21 protein-coding genes are annotated in these 21,743 nt (G+C 49.7%); 9 read left to right on the top strand and 12 right to left on the bottom strand.

Going from position 1 to position 21,743, the window contains the following annotated elements; all coding sequences use genetic code 11:
• The first annotated feature begins 136 nt into the window (after positions 1 to 136).
• From B0D95_RS16335 to B0D95_RS16300, 8 genes are all read left to right on the top strand, one after another.
• Positions 137 to 982: a 23S rRNA (adenine(2030)-N(6))-methyltransferase RlmJ gene (locus B0D95_RS16335; protein WP_078044889.1), complete on the top strand. Its 846-nt coding sequence runs from the start codon at positions 137 to 139 to the stop codon at positions 980 to 982.
• Between the two features lie 45 nt (positions 983 to 1,027).
• Positions 1,028 to 1,411 (top strand): hypothetical protein, encoded by a 384-nt coding sequence (locus B0D95_RS16330; RefSeq protein ID WP_078044888.1) that lies wholly within the window; start codon positions 1,028 to 1,030, stop codon positions 1,409 to 1,411.
• A gap of 51 nt (positions 1,412 to 1,462) precedes the next feature.
• On the top strand, positions 1,463 to 1,816 hold the full coding sequence (locus tag B0D95_RS16325) for a DMT family protein (protein WP_078044887.1): 354 nt from the start codon (positions 1,463 to 1,465) through the stop codon (positions 1,814 to 1,816).
• A 231-nt stretch (positions 1,817 to 2,047) separates the two neighbouring features.
• A complete protein-coding gene (locus tag B0D95_RS16320; protein WP_168172472.1) occupies positions 2,048 to 3,973 on the top strand; it encodes a bifunctional diguanylate cyclase/phosphodiesterase in 1,926 nt (641 codons plus the stop codon).
• A gap of 130 nt (positions 3,974 to 4,103) precedes the next feature.
• Positions 4,104 to 4,937 carry a glycoside hydrolase family 11 protein gene (locus tag B0D95_RS16315; protein ID WP_246841632.1) on the top strand — a complete coding sequence of 278 codons (834 nt, stop codon included), beginning with the start codon at positions 4,104 to 4,106 and terminating at the stop codon, positions 4,935 to 4,937.
• 196 nt (positions 4,938 to 5,133) lie between these two features.
• The gene (locus B0D95_RS16310) at positions 5,134 to 5,832 is read left to right on the top strand and encodes a hypothetical protein (RefSeq protein ID WP_078044885.1); all 699 of its coding nucleotides are present in this window, start codon (positions 5,134 to 5,136) and stop codon (positions 5,830 to 5,832) included.
• A gap of 153 nt (positions 5,833 to 5,985) precedes the next feature.
• Complete coding sequence (locus B0D95_RS16305) at positions 5,986 to 6,546, top strand: DUF4269 domain-containing protein (protein ID WP_078044884.1); 561 nt, start codon at positions 5,986 to 5,988, stop codon at positions 6,544 to 6,546.
• 342 nt (positions 6,547 to 6,888) lie between these two features.
• Entirely contained in the window at positions 6,889 to 7,341 is a 453-nt protein-coding gene (locus B0D95_RS16300; protein ID WP_078044883.1) for an SRPBCC family protein, read from the top strand.
• Between the two features lie 73 nt (positions 7,342 to 7,414).
• On the opposite strand, the gene B0D95_RS16295 is transcribed toward B0D95_RS16300, so the two are convergent.
• The 3 genes from B0D95_RS16295 to B0D95_RS16285 are packed head-to-tail and all read right to left on the bottom strand — an operon-like array spanning position 7,415 to position 9,667.
• Positions 7,415 to 7,873 (bottom strand): GNAT family N-acetyltransferase, encoded by a 459-nt coding sequence (locus tag B0D95_RS16295; protein WP_078044882.1) that lies wholly within the window; start codon positions 7,871 to 7,873, stop codon positions 7,415 to 7,417.
• 2 nt (positions 7,874 to 7,875) lie between these two features.
• Positions 7,876 to 8,259 carry a hypothetical protein gene (locus B0D95_RS16290; protein WP_078044881.1) on the bottom strand — a complete coding sequence of 128 codons (384 nt, stop codon included), beginning with the start codon at positions 8,257 to 8,259 and terminating at the stop codon, positions 7,876 to 7,878.
• A gap of 28 nt (positions 8,260 to 8,287) precedes the next feature.
• Complete coding sequence (locus B0D95_RS16285; protein ID WP_078044880.1) at positions 8,288 to 9,667, bottom strand: MATE family efflux transporter; 1,380 nt, start codon at positions 9,665 to 9,667, stop codon at positions 8,288 to 8,290.
• Positions 9,668 to 9,832: 165 nt separating this feature from the next.
• On the opposite strand from B0D95_RS16285, the gene B0D95_RS16280 reads away from it, so the two are divergent.
• Positions 9,833 to 11,056, top strand: a complete 1,224-nt coding sequence (locus B0D95_RS16280) for a DUF418 domain-containing protein (RefSeq protein ID WP_168172471.1) — start codon at positions 9,833 to 9,835, stop codon at positions 11,054 to 11,056.
• Positions 11,057 to 11,065: 9 nt separating this feature from the next.
• On the opposite strand, the gene B0D95_RS16275 is transcribed toward B0D95_RS16280, so the two are convergent.
• The 9 genes from B0D95_RS16275 to B0D95_RS16235 all read right to left on the bottom strand — a co-directional run bounded on the left by B0D95_RS16275 (position 11,066) and on the right by B0D95_RS16235 (position 21,743).
• A complete protein-coding gene (locus B0D95_RS16275) occupies positions 11,066 to 12,343 on the bottom strand; it encodes a dicarboxylate/amino acid:cation symporter (RefSeq protein ID WP_078044878.1) in 1,278 nt (425 codons plus the stop codon).
• A 100-nt stretch (positions 12,344 to 12,443) separates the two neighbouring features.
• Positions 12,444 to 13,079, bottom strand: coding sequence for a flavin reductase family protein (locus tag B0D95_RS16270; protein ID WP_078044877.1), 636 nt, complete (start codon positions 13,077 to 13,079; stop codon positions 12,444 to 12,446).
• A gap of 13 nt (positions 13,080 to 13,092) precedes the next feature.
• On the bottom strand, positions 13,093 to 13,782 hold the full coding sequence (locus B0D95_RS16265) for an SDR family NAD(P)-dependent oxidoreductase (protein ID WP_078045798.1): 690 nt from the start codon (positions 13,780 to 13,782) through the stop codon (positions 13,093 to 13,095).
• Positions 13,783 to 13,880: 98 nt separating this feature from the next.
• The gene (pbpC, locus tag B0D95_RS16260; protein ID WP_078044876.1) at positions 13,881 to 16,262 is read right to left on the bottom strand and encodes a penicillin-binding protein 1C; all 2,382 of its coding nucleotides are present in this window, start codon (positions 16,260 to 16,262) and stop codon (positions 13,881 to 13,883) included.
• Between the two features lie 98 nt (positions 16,263 to 16,360).
• Positions 16,361 to 17,569 (bottom strand): heme biosynthesis HemY N-terminal domain-containing protein, encoded by a 1,209-nt coding sequence (locus B0D95_RS16255; RefSeq protein ID WP_078044875.1) that lies wholly within the window; start codon positions 17,567 to 17,569, stop codon positions 16,361 to 16,363.
• A complete protein-coding gene (locus B0D95_RS16250; protein WP_078044874.1) occupies positions 17,569 to 18,672 on the bottom strand; it encodes a uroporphyrinogen-III C-methyltransferase in 1,104 nt (367 codons plus the stop codon). The genes B0D95_RS16255 and B0D95_RS16250 overlap by 1 nt, the downstream gene beginning before the upstream one ends.
• 74 nt (positions 18,673 to 18,746) lie before the next feature.
• Positions 18,747 to 19,571, bottom strand: a complete 825-nt coding sequence (locus B0D95_RS16245; RefSeq protein ID WP_244904601.1) for a uroporphyrinogen-III synthase — start codon at positions 19,569 to 19,571, stop codon at positions 18,747 to 18,749.
• A 3-nt stretch (positions 19,572 to 19,574) separates the two neighbouring features.
• Complete coding sequence (gene hemC, locus B0D95_RS16240) at positions 19,575 to 20,519, bottom strand: hydroxymethylbilane synthase (RefSeq protein ID WP_078044873.1); 945 nt, start codon at positions 20,517 to 20,519, stop codon at positions 19,575 to 19,577.
• 147 nt (positions 20,520 to 20,666) lie between these two features.
• A complete protein-coding gene (locus tag B0D95_RS16235; RefSeq protein ID WP_078044872.1) occupies positions 20,667 to 21,743 on the bottom strand; it encodes an extracellular solute-binding protein in 1,077 nt (358 codons plus the stop codon).

Raw genomic sequence — 21,743 nt, 5'->3', positions numbered from 1 at the left:
TCTTGTTCGGGTATTTATCCCCCCGGACCGCTATAATTCCGCGCCTTGCCCATTGCATTGGGCACATTGTCTGGCCAGTCTCCGGCCCCGTTCTGTTTGCTAGCCGCTACTTGCTCGTTACTACTTGGAAATCCCTATGCTCAGCTACCGCCATGGCTTTCACGCCGGCAACTTCGCCGATATCCTCAAGCACACCGTGTTCATCCACATGCTGGAGTATATGACGCAAAAAGAAAAACCCCTGCGCATTATCGATACCCACGCCGGTGCCGGGGTGTACAAGCTCAATGGCCCGCAAGCACAGAAGAATCGCGAGTTTGATACGGGGATTGGCCGCCTGTGGACCAGCGATACCCCACCCGCCGCCCTCGCCCGCCTGCGCGAGCTGGTGCAAACCCTGAATGAGCGTGGCCCGCTGCAAATTTACCCCGGCTCACCGCTGATTGCGCAAACCCTGATGCGCCCGATTGACCGCCTGTTCCTGCACGAACTGCACCCGAGTGATTACCAATTCCTGCGCGATGCCATGCGCAGCGACAAGCGCATCAAAGTGCTGGACGAGGACGGCTTTGCCAGCCTGCAAGCGCTGTTGCCACCATTGGAGCGTCGCGCGCTGGTGCTGATTGACCCCTCTTACGAAATCAAAAGCGACTACCAGCATTTGGTGAAACAGGTAATCCATGCCCATAAACGCTTTGCCGTTGGCACCTTTGCGATCTGGTATCCCGTGGTGAATCGCGCGCGTATTGACGAGATGGAACTGGCGCTGAAAAAATCCGGTATCAAAAACATCCAATTGATGGAATTTGGCATAGCACCCGACAGCCTTGAGCACGGCATGACCTCCAGCGGGATGATTGTTATCAACCCGCCCTGGACACTCTGGGGCGCCATGGAAGAGGCCCTGCCCTGGCTGGTGGATAACCTCAGCGATGAAGGCCAGGGGTTTTATCGCCTGGAGCAATTGGTCGCCGAAAAGTAAAACCTGTAGCCGAGAACTGAAACCAGCAAGGGAGAAAAATTCACCATGAGTACCATGACTCACGCCAAGCGCGCCGCCATCGCCTCCGCGTTTATTTTCCCCGGTGCTGGCCTGTTTATGCTCGGCCAGCGCTGGCGCGCCTGTGTGTTTGCTGTGCCCTCGGCGGTGATTATCGGGCTACTGTTTATCAACCTGATGCAGGTTGCCCTGCAACTGTCCAACGAGCTGGATGCCAAAGCCAAGCGCGGCGATTTTGGTTTGGACCTTCCCTATCTGTGGAACACCTTGCACAGCGCCGTATTTGAATCGCCCTACTGGGCCGATGGCAAATGGTTGCTGCTTGCCGCCTGGCTGTTCAGTATTATGAGTTCCTACGCGGTGGGCAAAAAACGCGATCTGGACGAACAGCAGTCCGCGTCAACCCGATAACCCCAAACCCACCCGACAACCTAGACCCAGCTACCCGCCGCGGAGTACCAGATGCAGGCATCACTTATCGCCATAGGCCTATTGTTTTGCAGCAATATCTTTATGACCTTTGCCTGGTACGCCCACCTCAAGGAGCTGAACAACAAACCCTGGATCATCGCCGCCTTTATCAGCTGGGGCATAGCGCTGTTTGAATACCTGCTGCAAGTACCTGCCAACCGCATTGGCTACACGGTGATGTCAGTGGGCCAACTCAAGATCCTGCAAGAGGTCATCACCCTCAGTGTTTTTGTGCCCTTCGCCGTCTTTTACCTGAGAGAACCGCTCAAGCTGGATTACCTCTGGGCCGGCTTATGCCTTTTGGGCGCGGTATTTTTTATGTTTAGGGATAAATTAGCAGGATAAAAATCCTCACCGATAAGGCAAATGGCGCGAATATCAACTATAAATACACTGTACGCAAACGCCATTTGCTGTCGGAAATAATCACAACACCACCCGCAGCCAAGGCAACAGCACCTTAGCCATAACGCACCAGCCTCCCCAGAAACGGACCTTTCAGTCACCATAGCGGCATTTCATTCCGAGAGGAATAATGGCGGGCGGGGCGTTATCAGCATTCGCCGGGGCACTACTGTGGATCATCAACCACCGCAACCATCATTCGTCAATGGCGTACCGCAGGCCTGCGACAGCTTCACCCAAACCAAAATCAAACGTTTGGTGCAAATCCTGCGCACCAGCCAAATAGCACTCTTGTTGATCAGCATTATCAGCATGTCCTATGGGGGCTACGACCACAGCTTTGTCATGATCGCCACCGGCATTTTCCTGTTCACCGTGGATTGGGCCATCTACCGCCAGCAACCCCTGCTCGGCGCCACCCTATTCCTGGTCGCCCTCACCCTCATGCTCTCCTACCTCGCATGGATTGGCAGCGGCACCCGCGATGCCTCCCTGCTCGGCTACTGCGCCGTCATGGTATTTGCCGCCATGCTCGGCAATCGGCGCCTGTTGCTGCTGCTAGTGGTTGTGATGGTGCTCATGCTCGCCGCCATCAGCTACGCCAACCACTTTCACCTCTATGAACATAAAATCGCCCCCATCAACCTCGCTACCGGCAGCATCACCATTGTGATTATTTGCGTGATCGCTATTGCCGTCGGTTTACTCGCGCAGGACTACCGCGCCGCGCTGGCAGAGTTAGCGCGTGAAAACGAGCGCATGAAAAATGTTAAAAACCACATTGAACACCTCGCCACCCACGACGCCCTCACCGGCCTGCCCAACCGCGCGCTGGCACAACGCAATTTTGACAAAGCCTATTACCACGCCAAACAACAACAGCAACTGTTCGGCATTATTTTTATTGATCTGGATAATTTAAAACCCATCAACGATTCACTCGGGCATCAAGCGGGCGATCAAATTTTAAAAGAAGTTGCATTGCGCCTGCTCAGCTACACCAAAAAAGTGGATTCTGTGTGCCGCTACGGTGGCGATGAATTTATTGTTTTTTTACCCAATATCGCCTCCGCCGACCAAGCCTCCCAAGTCAGCCTGGATATTTTGAAACTGATCTCGGAGAATTATCTCTACCGCAACATTGAAATTTTTTGCACTTGTTCCATCGGCATCGCCCTCGCCCCACAAGACGGCGAAGACCTGGACACCTTAATTAAAAAAGCCGATATCGCCATGTATCACTCCAAAGATTCTGGCCGCAACAGCTTTCGCTTTTTTAACCCCGCCATTAATCGCCACATGCTCGACCATATCAGTTTAATTTCCGGTATGCGCAAAGCCCTGCAAGAACAACAATTCAGTTTGTACTACCAACCCAAAATTGATTTGCGCACCAATCAAATCTGCGGGCTTGAAGCACTCTTGCGCTGGCACCACCATGAACAGGGCTTTATTTCACCGTCCATCTTCATCCCGCTCGCCGAATCCTCCGGTTTGATTATTCAATTGGGCGAATGGGTCATACAGGAAGCCTGTCGCCAAGCCAAACACTGGTACGACACGGGTCTGTTGCAATTTTCCATCGCCATTAATATTTCCTCCATTCAATTCAAGCGCGGCAACATTGAACAATTGGTATTAGGCTCACTGGACGCCAGTGGATTACCGCCGCAATACCTGGAGCTGGAATTAACCGAATCCCTGTTAATCGATGACAGCGACCGATTGGTCAACACCCTTTCACACCTGCGCAGTGAAGGCGTGCACCTATCCATCGACGACTTCGGCACCGGCTATTCCAATTTGGGTTATTTGAAAAAATTTGAAGTAGAAGCGCTAAAAATAGACCAATCCTTCGTGCGCAAAATGGATGACCAAAGCAACGACGCCGCCATAGTCCGCGCCATCATCCAAATGGCCAACAGCCTCGGATTAAAAACCATCGCCGAAGGCGTAGAAGACGCCTCCACCGCCGCCCTCCTACGCAGCCTTGGCTGCACCCAAGCACAAGGCTACTACTGGGCGCGCCCAATGCCTGCCGAAGAAATTGAAATTTTTTGCGAGCTATGGGGAAAAAATACTACCGAGTCGTTGTGATTGACTTGTCCGACACTTGTGGTTGGTTTGTCCGGCAATAGCTGCTTTAATTCCTCACACTATAAAAAGCGACACCCATGTCCTGCACAGCCACAACCTGAGCACATTAACCGCACCAGAGGAAAAACCCTTGAAAAATACTATCGCGCTTATCACCGCCGGTTTACTGGCCATTACCCAGCTCATCGGCTGCGGCGAAGGGCAACAAAGCGAGGGGCAACAACAAGCCCCCGCAATCAACACCAACACCACAACAGAAACTGCCATCCAAAAATTTGCAGCCTATACGCAGCAATTTAACGAGCCAACCCAAATCACCCAAAACCACGCCACCGGTCACGTGGGTAACTTTTTCTTCACCCACTGGAAAGACGGCGGCGCCGCATCATTAGACATGAGCCCCGATGGCGCCTTTAGCGTGAGCTGGCAAGGCGGTGGCTACAACTACGTGGGTGGCCCCGGTTGGCACTACGGCGATGAAGCCCGCAAAATTGGCTATCGTTTTAATGAAGACAGCGGTGCAAGTTACATCACCCTATACGGCTGGGGTTACGACAACACCATGCCCGATACAGACCCAGCCCACTTGGTGGAATACTACATTTTGCAGCGCTGGACCTACGACCCAAGCAAAGACGGCACCTTCGGCAAAACCTTCATCAGCAACGGCGTGGAATACTCCACCTACCGCTCCATTCGCGAACAAAAACCCTCCATCAACGGCCCCTCTACCTTCTATCAATACTGGAGCAAACCCAGCGAACAGCGCCCACTGGGTGAAGACCATGTCATTATTTTTGCCGACCACGTAAAAGCCTGGGCCGACAGCGGCTGGATTATTCCCAACATGAACAACCTCAACGCCAGCGACGACCCCACCTATCAAGTCATGGCCGTAGAAGTGTTCAACCCACCAAAAGACGGCACCGCCTCCGGCAAAGTCTGGGATGCCTCCGCGCAATAGCATCCATAAAAAACGCCGTGCGATTTTCTCCCACGGCGTTTTATCAAATTTATCCATCACCAATTCCCAACGCACTTTCCGCAGGGACACAGCCAAAACGTCTGAATGGTCAATAACTTGGAATGACACTAGAATGATAACGCGCAACACCTTGGCAAAAAACGCGCATGCGCGCGCATACAAATGTTAGGCTAATATGGAAAAAATTGACAAGCTAATGTCCCTTCTTAAATCAAAAGAAGACGAAGCATACATTCGGCGGGTAAATTGGATATTCTTTGAGGAAAGAATTGAAGAATATTTTTCGTCATTAAACAATGCATATAACTTTGATGCTTTAGGTGGCTTATATTTAATAAATAACAGAAAGTCTAATCCCATCTATAACATCAAGTATTTATACAAGAGCAATTTCATTAATCATATTCAAATTTCTACCGGTTGGAGACGTCTTAATGTTTACAAGGGCATTGTTAAAGATGGGGTAGAGAAAGTAGAGCATGTTCTTGAATCGGAATCCGCACTGGTTTTTTCGCAAGGAATTAACGGGAAAATAATGGTATTTTTGTACCCTTACAAATCAAGTATTGCCAGTGTCAATGAAGAAAATATAATTTTACATTTAAATATTGAACCTCACGAACTCACAGAAAAGAAAATATCAAGTATTCTTAACACTTATATCAAATACTGTGTTGCTACTAGCGCCATATCTTTCGATAGCCAATATTTATATTTTTGGCGGTTATGGCTTATTTTTCGTGACTTTAGAAATAAGCAATTAATACGAAATAAGTCACTATATTTTATAGAGAAAATTATTATCTTATTTGTTCCAGTTTTAGCTGTGTGGGCCACATTATTTACGTCAAGCAAATGGCCAAATATATGGTAAATCCCAACAAGCGATGCGATAAAAAAATCAATACCTGAAACGCAAATTTAGTTAACCTTCCACTCGTAATTATCACGCATCACTGCATTAGTAAAATGAAAAATTTTTAGGATTTTCTATGGCCGCATTACATTTTATGAGCTTATAGCAAGAATGAATAGCAAGATAACTCGTGCTGAAAACGCGATAAAAGATACTCAGATATTACATAAACTCAAGAGCTACTCACCAGAAGTAGTCAGCACAATATTCGTTAATCTTGATACATCAGAAAGTGATATTGACATCGTATGCAATTATGTTGATCAAAACGTTTTCACTGATGATCTGAATTTGACTATATCAGCGTATGATTCGTACCATCTGAAGGTATATGAAGATCGTGTGGTTGGAAGATTTAGTTTTCAAAACTTCATTTTTGAAATATATGCCACCAACACACCAGTGAAAGAACAGATGGCTTACCGTCACTATCAAGTGATGAAGCGCGTTGTAGCAGCTGGAGGAAATGATTTTTCAGAGAAGGTTCGGAAGCTCAAGGAAGCGGGGTTAAAAACAGAACCTGCAATATGTCAATTGCTGCAAATTCCTGGAGATCCGTATTCTTCAATACTTAGTGTTGAAACCTGGACAGACTTGAAGGTTGATGAGTATATAGAAAGTATACATAACAAATGCCATGGGAAAAAATCAACACATTCGTCGAAAAATTAGCCAGCTTGTCACTCGCAACTATCATCCATCATAGCATTCAAAATCGTTATCATTTTTCTGCGTAGTAAACAAAAAATCAGGGGCAATTGTTTTGTATGATCCACAATATCGAAAAGCTGGCGAATTATGGAAGTTTGACCAAAGCAAAGCGAAAATAAGAACGAATACAAGCAAACAATTCGCTTTTTCAAAGAACAATGTTATTAATGAATAAGAGCAATTGAAAATCCAAGAACAGTTTGGCAAAGTTGGCTAATTAATTATTAATCTATTGACTGTAGGCAAATTCAGTAGTTATTGGGCTTTTCTACGGCTTCGTTATAATTTCTGGAAATTGCTGCCATGAACAGTTCTGATGTCAGAGTCGAAACAGAGATCGAGGCAAGTGTTGATACTGTTTGGAGTATTATTTCAAGCTTCTCCAAATGGAGTGACTGGCATAAAAGTGATGTTGAGGTTCTCACGAATAATGGGATTCCGGTATTACTTAAAACTCAAATGTCTGGTGTCCCGTTAAGAATAAATCTAAATAAAGTAAAAATTGTAGAACGTAGGCATCTGGAATGGACCGGGACACTTCCAATAATCGGCAGCTTGCTTAGTGGCATCAGAAAATTTACTTTGTTTGAAGTATCGGAATCCTGCTGCAAATTAATACAAGAAGAAACATTTTCTGGTGCTCTTAGTCGTTTGGTTAACCGCAAACTAATCACTTCTTACCAGCACAGATATAATTTTCAAAATCTAAAAATTAAAGCTCTCGCTGAGTCAAAATATAACAAGCGACAGTGGTAGAAAATCAATGCCTGAAACGCAAATTTAGCCAGCCTGTCACTCGTAATTTCTCACACAGTGTTTTTAATAAACATCACACCAGTTTTTTGGTCATAAACATACTATAAGGGTCTTCCCGGTAATCGCCGAATGGCCCGCAGTATTCAAAACCATAGCGTTCATAGAGTTTACGTGCAGGGATGAAAAAATCCGGCGAGCCGGTTTCCAAGCTTATGCGGGTGTAATTACGCTCGCGCGCTACTTGTAGGATATGTTCCAGCATCGCCTTACCCACACCCTGCCCGCGAAATCGGTTTGCCGAGCGCATGGATTTAATTTCTGCATGCTGTACGTCCAGTTCTTTCAAGGCACCGCATCCCATTAACTGATTGCCGCCCCATACACTCCAAAAGGTAATTTCCGGCTTGCGTAATTTTTCCAAATCCAATGCATACACACATTCCGGCGGCGACGCGGCATACATATCCTGCAAATGCTCAGTTAATAGCTCTGCAATTTCATTGCTCGTCAGGTCATCAATTTTTATCAGCATAATTACTCTCCTTTTTTAGCAAAAAATAATTCGACCCCACGCATATATTGATCCTCCTGCCACTCAAAGCGATTGCACATGCTTTTTAACTTATAAGGGGCGAGCTGTTTTTCAATGGCGCAGATCCACTGCGTGGCATTTTTATCGTGCGTTTCTTTTACCAGGTTTTCTGCCACTAGAGACAGTGACGTCTTATCGCCATCGGCAACGATAAGACCAAGGTATAAAAATTTATCATAAGCGTTTTTGCATTCGGCGTGAGAAGGCAGTGGTCGATCAAGTACAGGAAGGTTTTCGATAATTTGTGCGTAGGCATTTTCACCCTTCGCTCCTGCCAAATAAATTGCCGCCAGAATCCATGCATCAGTAAGGTTAAACATATACATGGATATACTTCCCAGCCAGTGAGGACAATTAATTCTTGGTTAAATTATTCATCCATTTACGGCTCACAATGCGCTTGATGACAGGGATAAATTTCAAGCCGTCTTCAAGGAACATGAGTGCATATAAATAAATGAATGAGGGTTTGGTGAGGAATACGGCGGCGATATAAATCGGTAACCCGAAAACCCACATGACAATGGTGTCGGTGATGAGGGTGAAACGGTTGTCGCCGCCAGCGCGCAGTACGCCGATAATGCGCATCATGTTGATGACTTTTACCCACACAAGTAAACAAAACACGCCGAGGGTGTTAAATAGTAATTCGGTGGATTTTGCATCCAGTTGGTCGAATATCTGTAACATGAGTGGGCGGGCGAACCAGAGGGCACTGCAAAAAATAATTAATAATATGTAGGTGATGCGATCAAAAAACTTATGCAGCTGCCACGCCGTGTCATTATTGCCCGCGCCGAGTTCGCGGCCAATTAATACAGCGGACGCATTGGCAAGGCCGACGAACAAGGCAAAAAAAGCGCTTTCAATAGGCACTATAACGCCCATGACGGCCAGCGCTTCGGTGCCAGCAAACCCCGTAACTAAATGGTAAGTGGAATTGCCTACTGCCCAAATGGCGTAGTTGGCAACCAGCGGCAAGGAAAAAGCGAGGTAGCGATTGATCTGGGTTTTATCCCAACCCATTTTTAATTGCGCAATGCTCAATGCAAAGCCGTGTTTCTTTGCATAAACCCAACCTACAACAATCAGTAACTGCAACGCGCGTGCGCCCAGTGTGGCCCAAGCTGCACCAGCAACGCCGAGCGCGGGGAAACCCCAATTGCCGCCAATCAGCGCATAGTTGCCAGCAATATTTAATACGGCGGCAAATACACCAGCGACCAAGGGCATAGTGGTATTACCCAATGCGCGCAGCGATGCTTCGTAAATCACTATCCACTGGGTAAATAATAATGCCGGGGCGGTGATGATGAGATATTGCGCGGCCAATTCCACTACCTGTGGATCGGGGTTGATCCAATTAACCCAAACCCGTGAGCCAAAGCCAAAGGCAATCACAAATGGCAGCATGACCACTGTGCCCACTAACAAGGTGACAGCGAGGCTGCGCTGGCAGCTGGTAAAATCTTTTGCGCCTATGTATTGCGCGACTAAAATGCTACAGCCGGTAGCCAGGCCACTCATTAATACCAGCAATAAAAAATGAATTTTTGCTGCAAGCCCCACAGCGGCAATGGCGCTGGAACCCAAGTCCCCCACCATAATCACATCGGCCATGCCGAGCAGGGATTGCAATAACATCTGCGCGGCGACCGGCAGTGACAATAAAATCACACCGCGCCAAAACGCGCGCTTGTCGGTCAGGGAAATTAATGCGGGGGGCGTGTGCACACTTGGCTCCAGTGCAAGAAAGGTGCTGGCATTATAGAGCCAATTTGGCGCGAGCGATTGTTAAAAAGTGGTAAGGGACACGCGCCCGCTCGTTCTTTTGCTAGAGTGATGGCAGCTATCTGGCAATCTTTTATCCACAAAACCAATAACAACTTAGTGACAATCATGAATAACACCGCACACTCCACCCTACCCACCGCCAATAAACTCCTGACGCACAAACCGCGCCATGAAATGATCGACGCCCTGCGCGGTTTTGCACTCTTGGGGATTTGCCTGGTGCACTGCATGGAATACTTTGAACTTTACTGGGTCAAGCAGGACCCGACAGCATTGCACAACCTGATCTTTTTTCTCTTTGCAGGGAAGGCTTACGCCATTTTTGCACTGATGTTTGGTGTGAGTTTTTTTATCATTATGGATAACCAGGCGCGCAAGGGCGTGGATTTTCGTTATCGCTTTGTGTGGCGTCTGGTGATTTTACTGGCACTGGGTTATGTGCACACATTGTTGTACCTTGGCGATATTTTGTCGGTACTGGGTGTTATTGGGCTGAGCTTATTGTTTGTGCAGCGACTCAGTAATCGCTGGTTAATTGCACTGGCAACACTGTGCTTATTGCAATTGCCCTTTTATTACCAATATTACGCCGCCCTCAATCACCTGCCTGGTGCTAACGATAATCCCGCCTTTTTTTCATTATTTGGCGATGTGTATGCCGCAATCCAGGGTGCAAGCCTGAGTGAATTATTTGCGCTTAACAGTGCACAAGGTATTTATGCGAAATGGATGTTTTTTGTCGAGTCAGGGCGCGGGCTGCAATTGATAGGATTATTTATTGTCGGTTTAGTGTTGGGGCGAATTGGCTTTTTTACCCAGCCGGAAAAATTTGAGCGCAGCCGCGTAACCGCACTGGGCATTGCCCTGCTAGCAAGTGCCGTATTGTATTGGCTGGATAAGTCTGTACAAGAATTACCGACAACGGCTTTTCAGGAAAGCGCTATGGCCAAGTGGTATATAACCCAAGCCCTTGGTACTTATTTGAGCAGTGCAATCACCGCCAGCCTGGTACTGTTATTTATTCAATGTTACTACTGGCGCCCTACCGGTCGGTATTTGAACCTGCTCGCACCCTGTGGACAAATCAGTTTAACGATTTATTTGTTGCAGTCTGTTATTGGTGTGCCCTTGTTTTATCCTTTTGGCTTAGGCTGGTATGAAACGATTGGCCAAACAAACAGTTTGTTATTCGGCATCGCTTTTTATGCTGCCTTAATGTGTGTGGCACAAGCCTGGGTCAAACGTTTTTATTATGGCCCTGTTGAATGGCTATGGCGTAGCGCAACCTATATGACCACCGCAGTGCCCTTGATTAAACGCGCGCACTAGCCTGATCACTCAGCGAATATTTTCAGAGGATGAGTCTGTGACTGACTCATCCTCTGCCATATTGTTGTTGACCAAACTATCTACCACCACACTACCGATCATATCGCCCTGCACATTAACGGCGGTGCGAATGGTGTCCAGCAGGCGATCTATTGGCAATAAAATGGCAATAGCTTCCGCCGGTAAACCAACCGACTGCAATACCATTACCATGGTCACCATGCCCGCGCTGGGCACGCCAGGTGCACCCATGGAGGCGACCATGGCAGTGCAAAAGACAATTAATTGTTGTGCCAGTGTTAATTCAATACCCACCAAATTGGCGACAAATAAAGCGGCAGCCGCTTCGTACAAGGCGGTGCCATCCATATTAATGGTTGCACCCAGCGGCACCACAAAACCGGCAATATTTTTGCGTACGCGTAAATTATCCTCCACGCAACGCAAGGTAACTGGCACTGTGGCAGAACTGGAGCTGGTCGCAAACGCGGTGACTAATGCTTCGCGCGCACCGCGCCAAAACCACAGCGGGGATTTTTTAGTAAATAGATACAAAATCAGCGGCAGCACAACTACGGCATGAAATAGGGTAGTGGCAAATACCAGCACAATAAAACCACCAACGGTAGAGAGCAGTTCCAGGTTTTGGGTAGCAATTAGGGTGGTTAGCAACGCAAAAATACCCAGCGGCGCCAGCTTCATAATCCAGCCCACGATGCGCATGATCAATTCCAGAAATTCTTGCAGCAGCTTGAGAATATGCTGGTAGCGCGCGCCACCCATCACCAATGCAACACCAAGGAATAATGCAAAAGTCACCACCGGCAATACATTGCCTTGCGCCAATGCCGCAAAAGGATTCTGAAATAAACTGCGCAGGAACTGTGCAAAAAAATCGGCAGGGGTTAATTGCTTGGCTTCGAAGTTGTGCATGGCGTCGGCAAACATCGCCAAGTGCAAACCAGCACCGGGTTTGACTATATTGCTCACCACCAACGCCAATACCATTGCCAGCGCCATAGTGCTTACAAAAAATACCAGGGTGTATTTCCAGACACGTTGCGCTTGGTGGTGCGCTTGCAAATTGGCAACTCCGACAACAATGGAAGTGAAGATCAGCGGAATCATCACCATTTTTAATAGGTCGACAAACAGATTGCCCACAATGCCCGTGCCAAACAACATGTATTCTTTGGTGAGCGAGGCATCGCCCAGTGCGCCCAAGCCTGTGCCCAGTAACAGGCCAAGCAATGCAGCGATCAGAATTTGGGTATTTAAACTAGGCATGGTGGAATCCATCGGGAATGTCCACCCATTAAAGCGGAAAATGGCTGATTGCTCAAACGCCCTCAGCCATCAGCAGTGAATTGCTGCTTATTTGGGCTAGTTATGAACCGATAACCGCTAAGGGCGCATCCGGTTTGGCATAGGAAAGCCGCGCAATTTTTTGCGTGTGATGGTAAGAGTCCAGACCGGACAAGGTCAGTGTGCCTGCCGCTTCCAAATCCACAAAACCATCGCTGCCGACAATGGCGTCCGGCAGATAGACATCGAGAATTTTACCGATCAACAAAATTGTATCGTTCACTTGCAGGTCGATGCGCTGCGCCAATTGCACCGCCATTTTGATACGACTCTCGCGCACAAAGGGGGCAAAAAAACCATCCAGCCATTCTTCACCTAAACCTGTCGCTGCAAATTCCGATTGTGCTGCCGCATAACTGGCGGAGGTTTGATGTGCTTGTTGGTAAATTGCTTCGTGCACATGATTAATGGTGTACAAATCTGTCGCCATAATATTGTTGAGCGTATGACGATTGCCGTTGTCGGGGCGCACAATTAATCCGCAAAGCGCCGGGTTTGCTCCCAAGTGAAAAAACGAGCTGAATATGGCAAGGTTGGTATGCCCCTGCAGGCTTTGGGTGCCCAGCATCACCACACTTTTAAAACCGCCGAGGGAATTAATAAAGTGTGCGCGATAACGCTGCTCCAGTTGCGCCATTTCATCCAGATTGACATGCATAAAACCTGCTCCCTTAGGATTTAATCACCGACATACCGCCATCCATCCCAATAATCTGGCCCGTCATCCAGCGTGCGTGGGGCGACAATAAAAATGCGGCCATGGCTGCAATATCGGCAGGTTCACCCAAATCTTGGAGGGGATGGCGTTTAGCCGCAGCATCGCGTTTTTCCGGTGAATTAATTAATTTTTCTGCTAATGAAGTATTGGTAAGCGAAGGCGCAATGCCATTGACGCGAATCGCCGGTGCCCACTCGGCGGCCACACTTTTTACCAACCCTTCTACCGCACCTTTGCTGGCGGCGATGCTCGCGTGAAATGGCATACCCATAGCGACAGCAACGGTGCTGAATAACACCACGCTGGCGTTAGATGATTTTTTTAACAGCGGCGCGACTGCCTGCAAGGTGCGCACAGCGCCGAGTAGATTGATGTGAAAATCCTGCACGAAATCATCGGCTGACAGACGCGCAAACGGCTTGAGATTAATCGAGCCCGGGCAATAGACCACGCCGTCCAGTACCTCGGGTAATCCGTTGGTGTCCGGTACTTGCGCGGCGGGGTCATTGATCACCAGACTTGCACCAGCCACATCAACTGCTGTGCGCGCCCACAGGGTCACGCTGTGCCCTTGCGCCAACAATTGTTCTACCAGGGCGCGGCCAATGCCACGGGTGCCTCCCACAATTAAATAGTTACTCACGCTCGCTACCTCTCCGACTGTACCAATCATTGAAACTCGTGAGGCTATACGCGATTAACAGCAAACTGGATCTGCCACAGGGCGATGAAGGGCGGTGATTATTGATCGCTCTTGCCAACAACACGAAACCGACGCTGCAGGCGGTAGCCTTGCTGATCCACAATCACCAACTGATGCAAACCCGGCTCGAGCGCCACTTCGCGTTCGTGAAAAATCCTGGTCTCGCCAATAAAGGCATCGTCCAGATGCCAATACAAGGTTGCCGCCGAGTCGCGGTGCACGGCTTTTAATACGGCGCGACTGCGCTTGCCATCCAAATCCATGGGGATATAAATACGGCTTTGGGTTTGCGGATAAAGCAATTCAATAGGCTGATCGTCATCCAATTGATTGAGGTTGGCGACGCAATCGCGCCGCCAGGGCGGTAGTGGTTTGTAATGGCTGTGATGTTGGCGCCAATAAAATTCCTGCGCCGGTGGCAATACAAACCAATTTTTGGATTGCATATTACTCACCGCTTCGCACTGGCTGTGTACGCGAAATTGTTCGTTGGCATCCAGGTGAATGCGCCGATGGTAGGGCGTGACCTGAGCAAAATGACTGGTGCGCGGCACTTCAGTGTCCACGGCGGTGCACTGCCCTCCCGCGAGATATCCGTCATCATCGCAGACGGAAATGGTTTTCAGCGCATGTTGCGGTTTGGCAAACCAATTAATTTTAGGCAACGCATCAAACACATCAAATAACACCGGCGCAGCACTGCTCTGCCCACTTAAAAATGTAGCCGGTTCACCATCGGCATTGCCTACCCACACACCCAGGGTATAACGGCCATTGCTGCCAATCGCCCAGGCATCGCGCAAGCCGTAACTGGTGCCGGTTTTCCAGGCGATGGTTTGACTGCCGGAAAAATCGCGCCAGTAATTATCGTAACCAGGGCGCGCTACATCGATCAGCGCCTGCAAGGTCAACCAGGCCGCGCCCTGTTTAATCACCGGTGGAATGGAAGCTAATGCGAGGGTTTTAGCCGATGCCGTTTTCACCAGAGTTACTGGCGCTTGGGGAATATCACCATCGCGTGCGCTGGCCGCGAGGCGCGCATAAATTCCGGTGAGATCCCACAGGGTGCCTTCTGCTCCACCCAAAATTAATGTCAGTCCATAATCGTCCGCCGGGCGAAATAAGGTACTCATGCCCATGGACTGCAATTGTTTTTGCAAACGCCCGATACCGTAATCGCGCAACATATACACCGCCGGAATGTTCAGCGAATGCGCCAAGGCAAATTGCGCCGGCACTGCGCCGCGAAATTGGCGATCGTAATTGCGTGGACTGTAGCCGCCAAACTGGCTGGGAATATCCGGAATTAAACGCGTGGGCGTTAGCTCGCCGGATTGCAGCATCAACCCGTAGAGCAAGGGTTTTAAAATACTGCCGGTGGAACGCGGACGCTGGATTAAATCCAGATCCGGGGCAAAACGCGCCGTATTATTCCACGGCTGGTTGCCCACATAAGCGAGGGTTTCCATAGTGCTGTGATCAATCAATAACAGCGCGAGATTATGTGCGCCCTCATTCGCCAAGCGCGCACTGTGCCGCGCCGCAATTTGATTTAATAAACGCTGCAAGGTGGCGTCGATAGTAGATTCAAGCAGTGCAGAAGAATGGTGTTGTTTTTTTAAGGTCGCCAATAAATGCGACGCACTGTTGGGCAGCGCTGCCGGTCGCTCGGGCAAGGGTTCCAGCAGCGCGAGTTGCAAATCCAGCGCGGAAAAATGCCCTTGTTGATGCAAGCGCGTTAACAAGCGGTTGCGTTTGTGCAATAGCTTATCGCGCTGGCGACCGGGGTGAATTAACGCGGGACTATTAGGCAGCACCGCCAGCAGTGCCGACTCAGACCAGGAAAGATTTTCCGGCGCACGCCCAAAGTAGCGCCAGGCCGCCGCGCGCAAGCCCACAATATTGCCGCCAAAGGGCGCATGGCTCGCGTAGTGAATTAATAACTCGTCTTTGGTGAAATGCCATTCCAATTGCAGCGCACGCGCCGCTTCAATGGCTTTACTCGGCACATTGCGCATTGGCAAGGGTAAATCATGCTGTTGATAATCCGCCTGCCGCAGCAAACGCGCCAACTGCATGCTGAGTGTACTGCCGCCACTGGTCACTTTTCCTGCGGCATAATTCCCCTGTAACGCACGCAACAATGCAAACGGATTAATGCCCGGGTGTTGGTAAAAATATTGGTCTTCAAATAACAGCAGTGATGTTTTGTATTTGTCCGGCAAGTTTTCGACCGGAGCAAAACGCCACTGCTGGTCAGTGGCGATACTGGCACCCAGCAAACTCTTGTCGCGTGCGAGCAACATGGTTGCATAGGGTGTTTGGGTGAGGGATTGGGGGAGCGGCCAATAGTGCAATGCCAACACGCCAAGCACTAGCGCGCCTACCAGAGAACTGAAAACCATACGCGCGCGATGCAAAGTCCAACTCCTTTAAATACAGGATCACAGCACGCCGGTCTTTTTTAGCGTGCTATGGATTGCGTCGCAGCCTGTTGGTAATCAGCTTGCTGCGGAAATTATTTTTTCTGTTCGGCTAACAGCAAACCTTGTTGGTATAAATCCGAACTCTTTTTATGGTCGCCCATTTTTTCCATCAGCCGCGCCATTTCCATGGCTGTTTCAACACAGGCCTGTAAATTCATGCTGCGCTGGAAATAATCGCGGGCCAGATCCCACTGCTGGTTGCGCAACATGACGCGCCCCATGCTGCGCAGCAGCGTGGCATCCTGAGGTCTGTGTTTAAGCCAGGTTTCCAAGGTGCGAACTTGGCTGTGAATTTCTTTCACCTGCAAGCGACCATAGAGATTGACCAGCGGATCGTACCACTGGTTATTGAGTGCTTTGCGCACCAATACCTCGGCTTCCTGATCCTGATAGTGTGTCGCCAAGGCTTCAGCATAGGCATTAATCACCGCTGAATTTTTTTGCAAGCTACGCGCGTAGGATTTCCACAGCGCTTGCAATGCTGGCAAGCGCTCAGCGACCAACAAGGATTTAACCTGTTCGCTCAAGGCGTTCATTTTTTCGCAGGCCAACAGTTGTTCCAAGGCTTCAAACTCAGTATTGGATAACACCTTGGCTTTGCGCATCGCCGGGAACATATCTTCCAAGGCACGCCAATTTTTTTGCGCAATATAAATGTGATGCATTAAATCCAGCACCGCCGCCTGGCGCGGCATTTTTATATCGATTGGTTTGAGAATATTGATTGCTTCTTCGTAACGCTGCGCCTGTACGTGCAAACGTGCGCGAGTGAGTGCCACGGGCAATTCACTGTTGCTAATCGTGAGGGCTTTATCCAGGATATTATCGGCTTCAGCTTCATCGCCCATTTCAAAACTGCTGCGCGCGGCGGCAATATAATTCGCCAGCGGGTATTCCACTTTATCGAGGGTGCGTAATAATTTTTTGCGCGCTTCCAACCAATCGCCGGTGAGGTAATCCACCATACCGGTAGCGGCACGTTTTTGGGCGCGCTCCACACTGCCAAACAAAAATATTTCGCGGAAACGGCGTACCATTTCTGCACTGCCGAGCAATACTTTACGCGCGAACCATAACACGGCATAGAGTGCAACTACCGCCAGAGCCGCAACCCAGAGCGTCATTTCAATGGTTTTGGTGCCGTAGGCAATAAGCAGATAACCATCGCCACGCCAGAGTAAAAATAACAGTCCGGCCGCCAGTAATAGAAAGACAAGGGCTTTAAGCAGACGCAATCTCATTAGCGCACCCCGCGACGAGCAGCAGCCATTTTTTCGCGCTTGGCAATATATTCTGTCAGCGCTGCAGACGAGTTACTGAAGTTCGTCAGCTCAGGGGCAATCACTTCTGTTTCCAAGGCTTTTAATTCTTGTAGAACAGCCGAGGCTTTTTCATTAAGGGTGTAATACTGGTTAATCCAATTTTGCGCCTTCACCAAACTCTCTTGATAGATGCCCGCTTCATTGCGCAAGAGTGCGACTTGCGCCTGCTCCAACATCAAACGCAAATTTTGCTGCAAATATTTTTGCTCCGCAGGTGGCAATACTGCGTTGATGGTTTTGCCGTGGTCGCGTACGCGCACATAGGAACCCAGCTTATGCAGCAAGTCATAAAATCCGCGCGTGATGCGCTGTTTAAGCGTTTCATTCTCTGGTACTACATCATCTTCAAACACATCTGCCTGAGTGCCCAGAGGCTCAATGAAAGGAATGGCTTCAATTTGATTGGCCAGTGCGGACAAACGCAAGTAGATGCCTTCGCGATCAATAATGCCCGCTACTTTTAATACGGCAATTTCCTCGGCCAACAATTTGCGTACGCCCACCAAATCAGCCTGGTCTATATCGCGCAGTACATCGTCCGCTGAAATTGCCAGTGCCAGGGCATTTTGGCTGTCTTGTTCGAGCAGGATACGTTGATCGGCCAAGCGCAATAAATATTGCGCTTCCTGCAATTTCCATTCATCGCGATTGGCACTGGACAGCGCCAGCACACGCGCATTATTGCTATCTACTTGTTCCGCCAATTCATTCAGATTTGCCTGAATGGCGGATTGCTGCTCGATAAATTCTTTATTCAGCGAATCTTCCAGCGCTTGCTGACGATCATCAAATAACTTCACCTGCTCTTCCAATTGCACGCGCAAACTATCCACCAACTGCTGCTGATTTTTCCCCTGCTGCAATAATTGCCAGGCACCTGCGCAGAGCGCAGCCACAATCAACAGCACAAACAGCCACAGGAATGCAAAATTGACCGTGTGTTTTTTGGCTGGCACTGGCGCTGGGTTGAGGGGCGCGGCATTGACAGGTGCGGCTGGGCTTGGGGTTTCGATATCAGTCACTGGATTAATCCTGTAATAAATTACACGTTTGAGTGAAGCAACAGCGGTGAGTTCAACGGCGAACCATTCATCCTTTACGGCAAGGGCTTAGCGCCATCAGGAACACCACAATAGTTAAGTAATGCCGCGCTCATGGCGTGATCGGTTGCGTTTTCTGCGGTGATCACTGTGTGAAAACCAGCGGCGCTGGCAGCCTGGGCAATACGCGCACTGGGCACCAACACTGGCAGTGTTTGCAGCTGTGTCAACGCATTGGCTTCTGCGGCCAAGGTTAATAGGTTTTGCAAACTTTCGCCGCTGTGCAGCGCCAGTATTGCGGAATGATTTGCTCCTACATCCGCCACTAATTGCTGTAAGTCTGCGCTTGCGTCGGCGGGAATCAAGCGTTCATAAAGCTCGCAATATTCCACCCAGGCACCGCGCTCACGCAAGGCTTCAGCGAGATGGCCGCGCCCGCCCATACCGCGAAAAATCAGTATTTTATCGCCGTTTACTGCCTGTAACTGCGGTGCGCGCAATAAGTCCTCGCTGGTCATGCCGCCCTGTTCGCTCACCGCCAGATCGGTAACAGCGATACCGTAACTCGCGAGCTTTTTGGCCGTTGTTGCACCCACAGCAAAATAGTCGATGCCGATAGGCAATTGGGGCCAGTAATCATCCAGCCATGCCATGCCATACTCCACCGCGTTTTGGCTGACAAAAATGACCTTCTGGTACAAATCGAAATCCAGAATGTGGTTTTTAATCGCGCGCTGCTGCGTCTCGCCCTGCACCGGACGCAACTCCAGTAACGGCAAACGGCGGCTGCTAAAACCCAGGGCCTGCAGCTCGGCCGCCCAAACATCCGCTTGCGCTTGCAGGCGGGTAATCACAACGCAGGGGGCAGATGGTAACAGCATAGATTATTCAGCGTCGGCGTAGACGGCAGCGAGGATTTTATCGGCACCGGCGGCGAGCAGTCGGTCGGCAAGGGCAATGCCCATTTGCTCGGCGTCGGCCACCGGGCCACTGATCTCATCAAATAACATCTGGCTGCCATCGGGTGCGCCCACCAAACCGCGCAGCCACAATTGGTCAGCGCGATGCAGTGCATAACAGGCTATAGGTACCTGACAGCCGCCCTGCAGGCGACGATTCATGGCGCGCTCAGCACTGACCTGCTCTGCGGTAGTGCGATGGTGTAAGGGTTTGAGCAATTCAATAACCGCAAGGTCATCCATACGGCATTCGATCCCCACCGCCCCTTGCCCACCGGCGGGCAAGCTGAGTTCGGGCTCAATATAGCTTCGGATGCGCTCGCCCAATGCAAGCCGGATCAAGCCAGCGGCAGCGAGGATAATCGCATCGTATTCACCATCATCTAGTTTTTGCAGGCGCGTCTGCACATTGCCGCGCAGGAATTTGATCTGTAAATCGGGGCGAGCCGCGAGCAGTTGGCATTGGCGACGCAAGCTGGATGTTCCCACCACCGCACCTTGCGGCAGCGCATCAAGCGAGGCAAACCGATTGGAGACAAAGGCATCGCGCGCATCTTCGCGGGGGCAGATCACCGGCAAGCCCAAGCCCTCCGGGAACTCCATAGGCACATCTTTCATGGAGTGCACGGCAATATCGGCATCACCTTCCAGCAGCGCGGTTTCCAGCTCTTTGACAAACAAGCCCTTGCCGCCCACTTTAGCGAGGGGAACGTCGAGAATTTTGTCACCCCGACTGGTAAGGGGCACCAACTCAACCACAAGGCCCGGATGGTGTTTTTCCAATTCGGCTTTGACATATTCAGCCTGCCAAAGCGCCAGCAGGCTTTTACGGGTAGCAATGCGCAATGGGCGCGATAAAGAATAAGACATGGCAAATCACGCGGTAAAAAAAGTAGCCGCAATCATACCACTATGAAAACCGCTCGGGGTTTGGCGATCTTGCCTTGGGCTATATCTGCCGTAAAAAAAACGCCAGCACAAGGCTGGCGTTTGCAGGGTTGGGTTGAAAACCGCCTGTTATTGGCCGGCTTTCAACAGTTCCCAGTATTTTTCGTAGATCAATACCGTGTCGCCCAGGTCTTGGTGGAAACTGCCTTTGGCAATATCTTCCGCGGCGGGGAATACGGTTTTATTGTTGCGCAAATCTTCATCCAGCAGTGCGATACCCGCCGTGTTCGGTGCGGCATAGCCCAATTCTTCGATAGCGGCTTTGGCACTTTCCGCGCGCAGCATGAAATCGATGAACTTGTGCGCATTTTCCAAGTTGGCAGCGCCTTTTGGAATAACAAAGCTATCTACCCACAATACCGCACCCTCTTCAGGATAGATGTACTGGAGGTTGTCCATTTCTTGCTGAGCCATATAGGCTTCGCCGTTCCAGATGGCGCCAATGCTCACGTTGCCTTGGATCAATGGCGTTTTGGGCGAGTCAGAGTTAATCACCTTGATGCTTGGCCACAGGGCTTTTAACTTCTCGTAAGCCGCTTTGATTTCCTCTTCATTGGTGCTGTTGTTTTGGAAACCAGCAACGCGCAGACCCACATAGAAGTTGTCGCGCACGTCATCCATGATCATCAATTTGCCAGCGTATTCCGGCTTCCACAAATCGGCCCATTTGGTGATTTGGCTGGCATCAACATCGTTGCCATTAACTGCAATGGACGTAGCACCCCAGAGGTAAGGAACGCTGAAGTCATTGTTGGGATCGTAAGGCTTGTTCATCATGTTGGCGTCGAGGTTGCCGTAATTGGACAACAAGTCTTTTTTGATCGGCTGGATCAGACCTTCTTTGCGCATTTTCTCTACATAGAAGGTGGATGGTACGGCGATATCGTAACCCTTGCCGTCCATCAATTTGATTTTGGCGTACATCGCCTCGTTGCTTTCGTAAGTGGCATATTCCACCTGAATACCGGTTTCTTTGGTGAAGGCGTCTAACACTTCTGCCGGGATATATTCAGTCCAGTTGTAAATCACCACTTTTTGCGGGCCGGCCGGTGCGGCGGCGGCAGTATCGGCAGTTGCCGGGGTGTCGGATTTTTCTGAACATCCGGTGATTACTAGGGCTGCGGCCAAGGCCAACCATTTTTTCAT

Source organism: Cellvibrio sp. PSBB023 (genome assembly GCF_002007605.1).
Taxonomy (GTDB): Bacteria; Pseudomonadota; Gammaproteobacteria; order Pseudomonadales; family Cellvibrionaceae; genus Cellvibrio.
The sequence above is the reverse complement of the archived record's forward strand: the minus strand, read 5'-3'. Positions and strand labels throughout refer to the sequence as shown.

What these genes read in the sequence shown, in the direction of transcription:
- B0D95_RS16335 (WP_078044889.1), top strand. Translation starts at nt 137, where the DNA reads ATGCTCAGCTACCGCCATGGCTTTCACGCCGGCAACTTCGCCGATATC.
- B0D95_RS16330 (WP_078044888.1), top strand. Translation starts at nt 1,028, where the DNA reads ATGAGTACCATGACTCACGCCAAGCGCGCCGCCATCGCCTCCGCGTTT.
- B0D95_RS16325 (WP_078044887.1), top strand. Translation starts at nt 1,463, where the DNA reads ATGCAGGCATCACTTATCGCCATAGGCCTATTGTTTTGCAGCAATATC.
- B0D95_RS16310 (WP_078044885.1), top strand. Translation starts at nt 5,134, where the DNA reads ATGGAAAAAATTGACAAGCTAATGTCCCTTCTTAAATCAAAAGAAGAC.
- B0D95_RS16305 (WP_078044884.1), top strand. Translation starts at nt 5,986, where the DNA reads ATGAATAGCAAGATAACTCGTGCTGAAAACGCGATAAAAGATACTCAG.
- B0D95_RS16300 (WP_078044883.1), top strand. Translation starts at nt 6,889, where the DNA reads ATGAACAGTTCTGATGTCAGAGTCGAAACAGAGATCGAGGCAAGTGTT.
- B0D95_RS16295 (WP_078044882.1), bottom strand. Translation starts at nt 7,873, where the DNA reads ATGCTGATAAAAATTGATGACCTGACGAGCAATGAAATTGCAGAGCTA.
- B0D95_RS16290 (WP_078044881.1), bottom strand. Translation starts at nt 8,259, where the DNA reads ATGTATATGTTTAACCTTACTGATGCATGGATTCTGGCGGCAATTTAT.
- B0D95_RS16280 (WP_168172471.1), top strand. Translation starts at nt 9,833, where the DNA reads ATGAATAACACCGCACACTCCACCCTACCCACCGCCAATAAACTCCTG.
- B0D95_RS16275 (WP_078044878.1), bottom strand. Translation starts at nt 12,343, where the DNA reads ATGCCTAGTTTAAATACCCAAATTCTGATCGCTGCATTGCTTGGCCTG.
- B0D95_RS16270 (WP_078044877.1), bottom strand. Translation starts at nt 13,079, where the DNA reads ATGCATGTCAATCTGGATGAAATGGCGCAACTGGAGCAGCGTTATCGC.
- B0D95_RS16255 (WP_078044875.1), bottom strand. Translation starts at nt 17,569, where the DNA reads ATGAGATTGCGTCTGCTTAAAGCCCTTGTCTTTCTATTACTGGCGGCC.
- B0D95_RS16245 (WP_244904601.1), bottom strand. Translation starts at nt 19,571, where the DNA reads ATGCTGTTACCATCTGCCCCCTGCGTTGTGATTACCCGCCTGCAAGCG.
- hemC (WP_078044873.1), bottom strand. Translation starts at nt 20,519, where the DNA reads ATGTCTTATTCTTTATCGCGCCCATTGCGCATTGCTACCCGTAAAAGC.
- B0D95_RS16235 (WP_078044872.1), bottom strand. Translation starts at nt 21,743, where the DNA reads ATGAAAAAATGGTTGGCCTTGGCCGCAGCCCTAGTAATCACCGGATGT.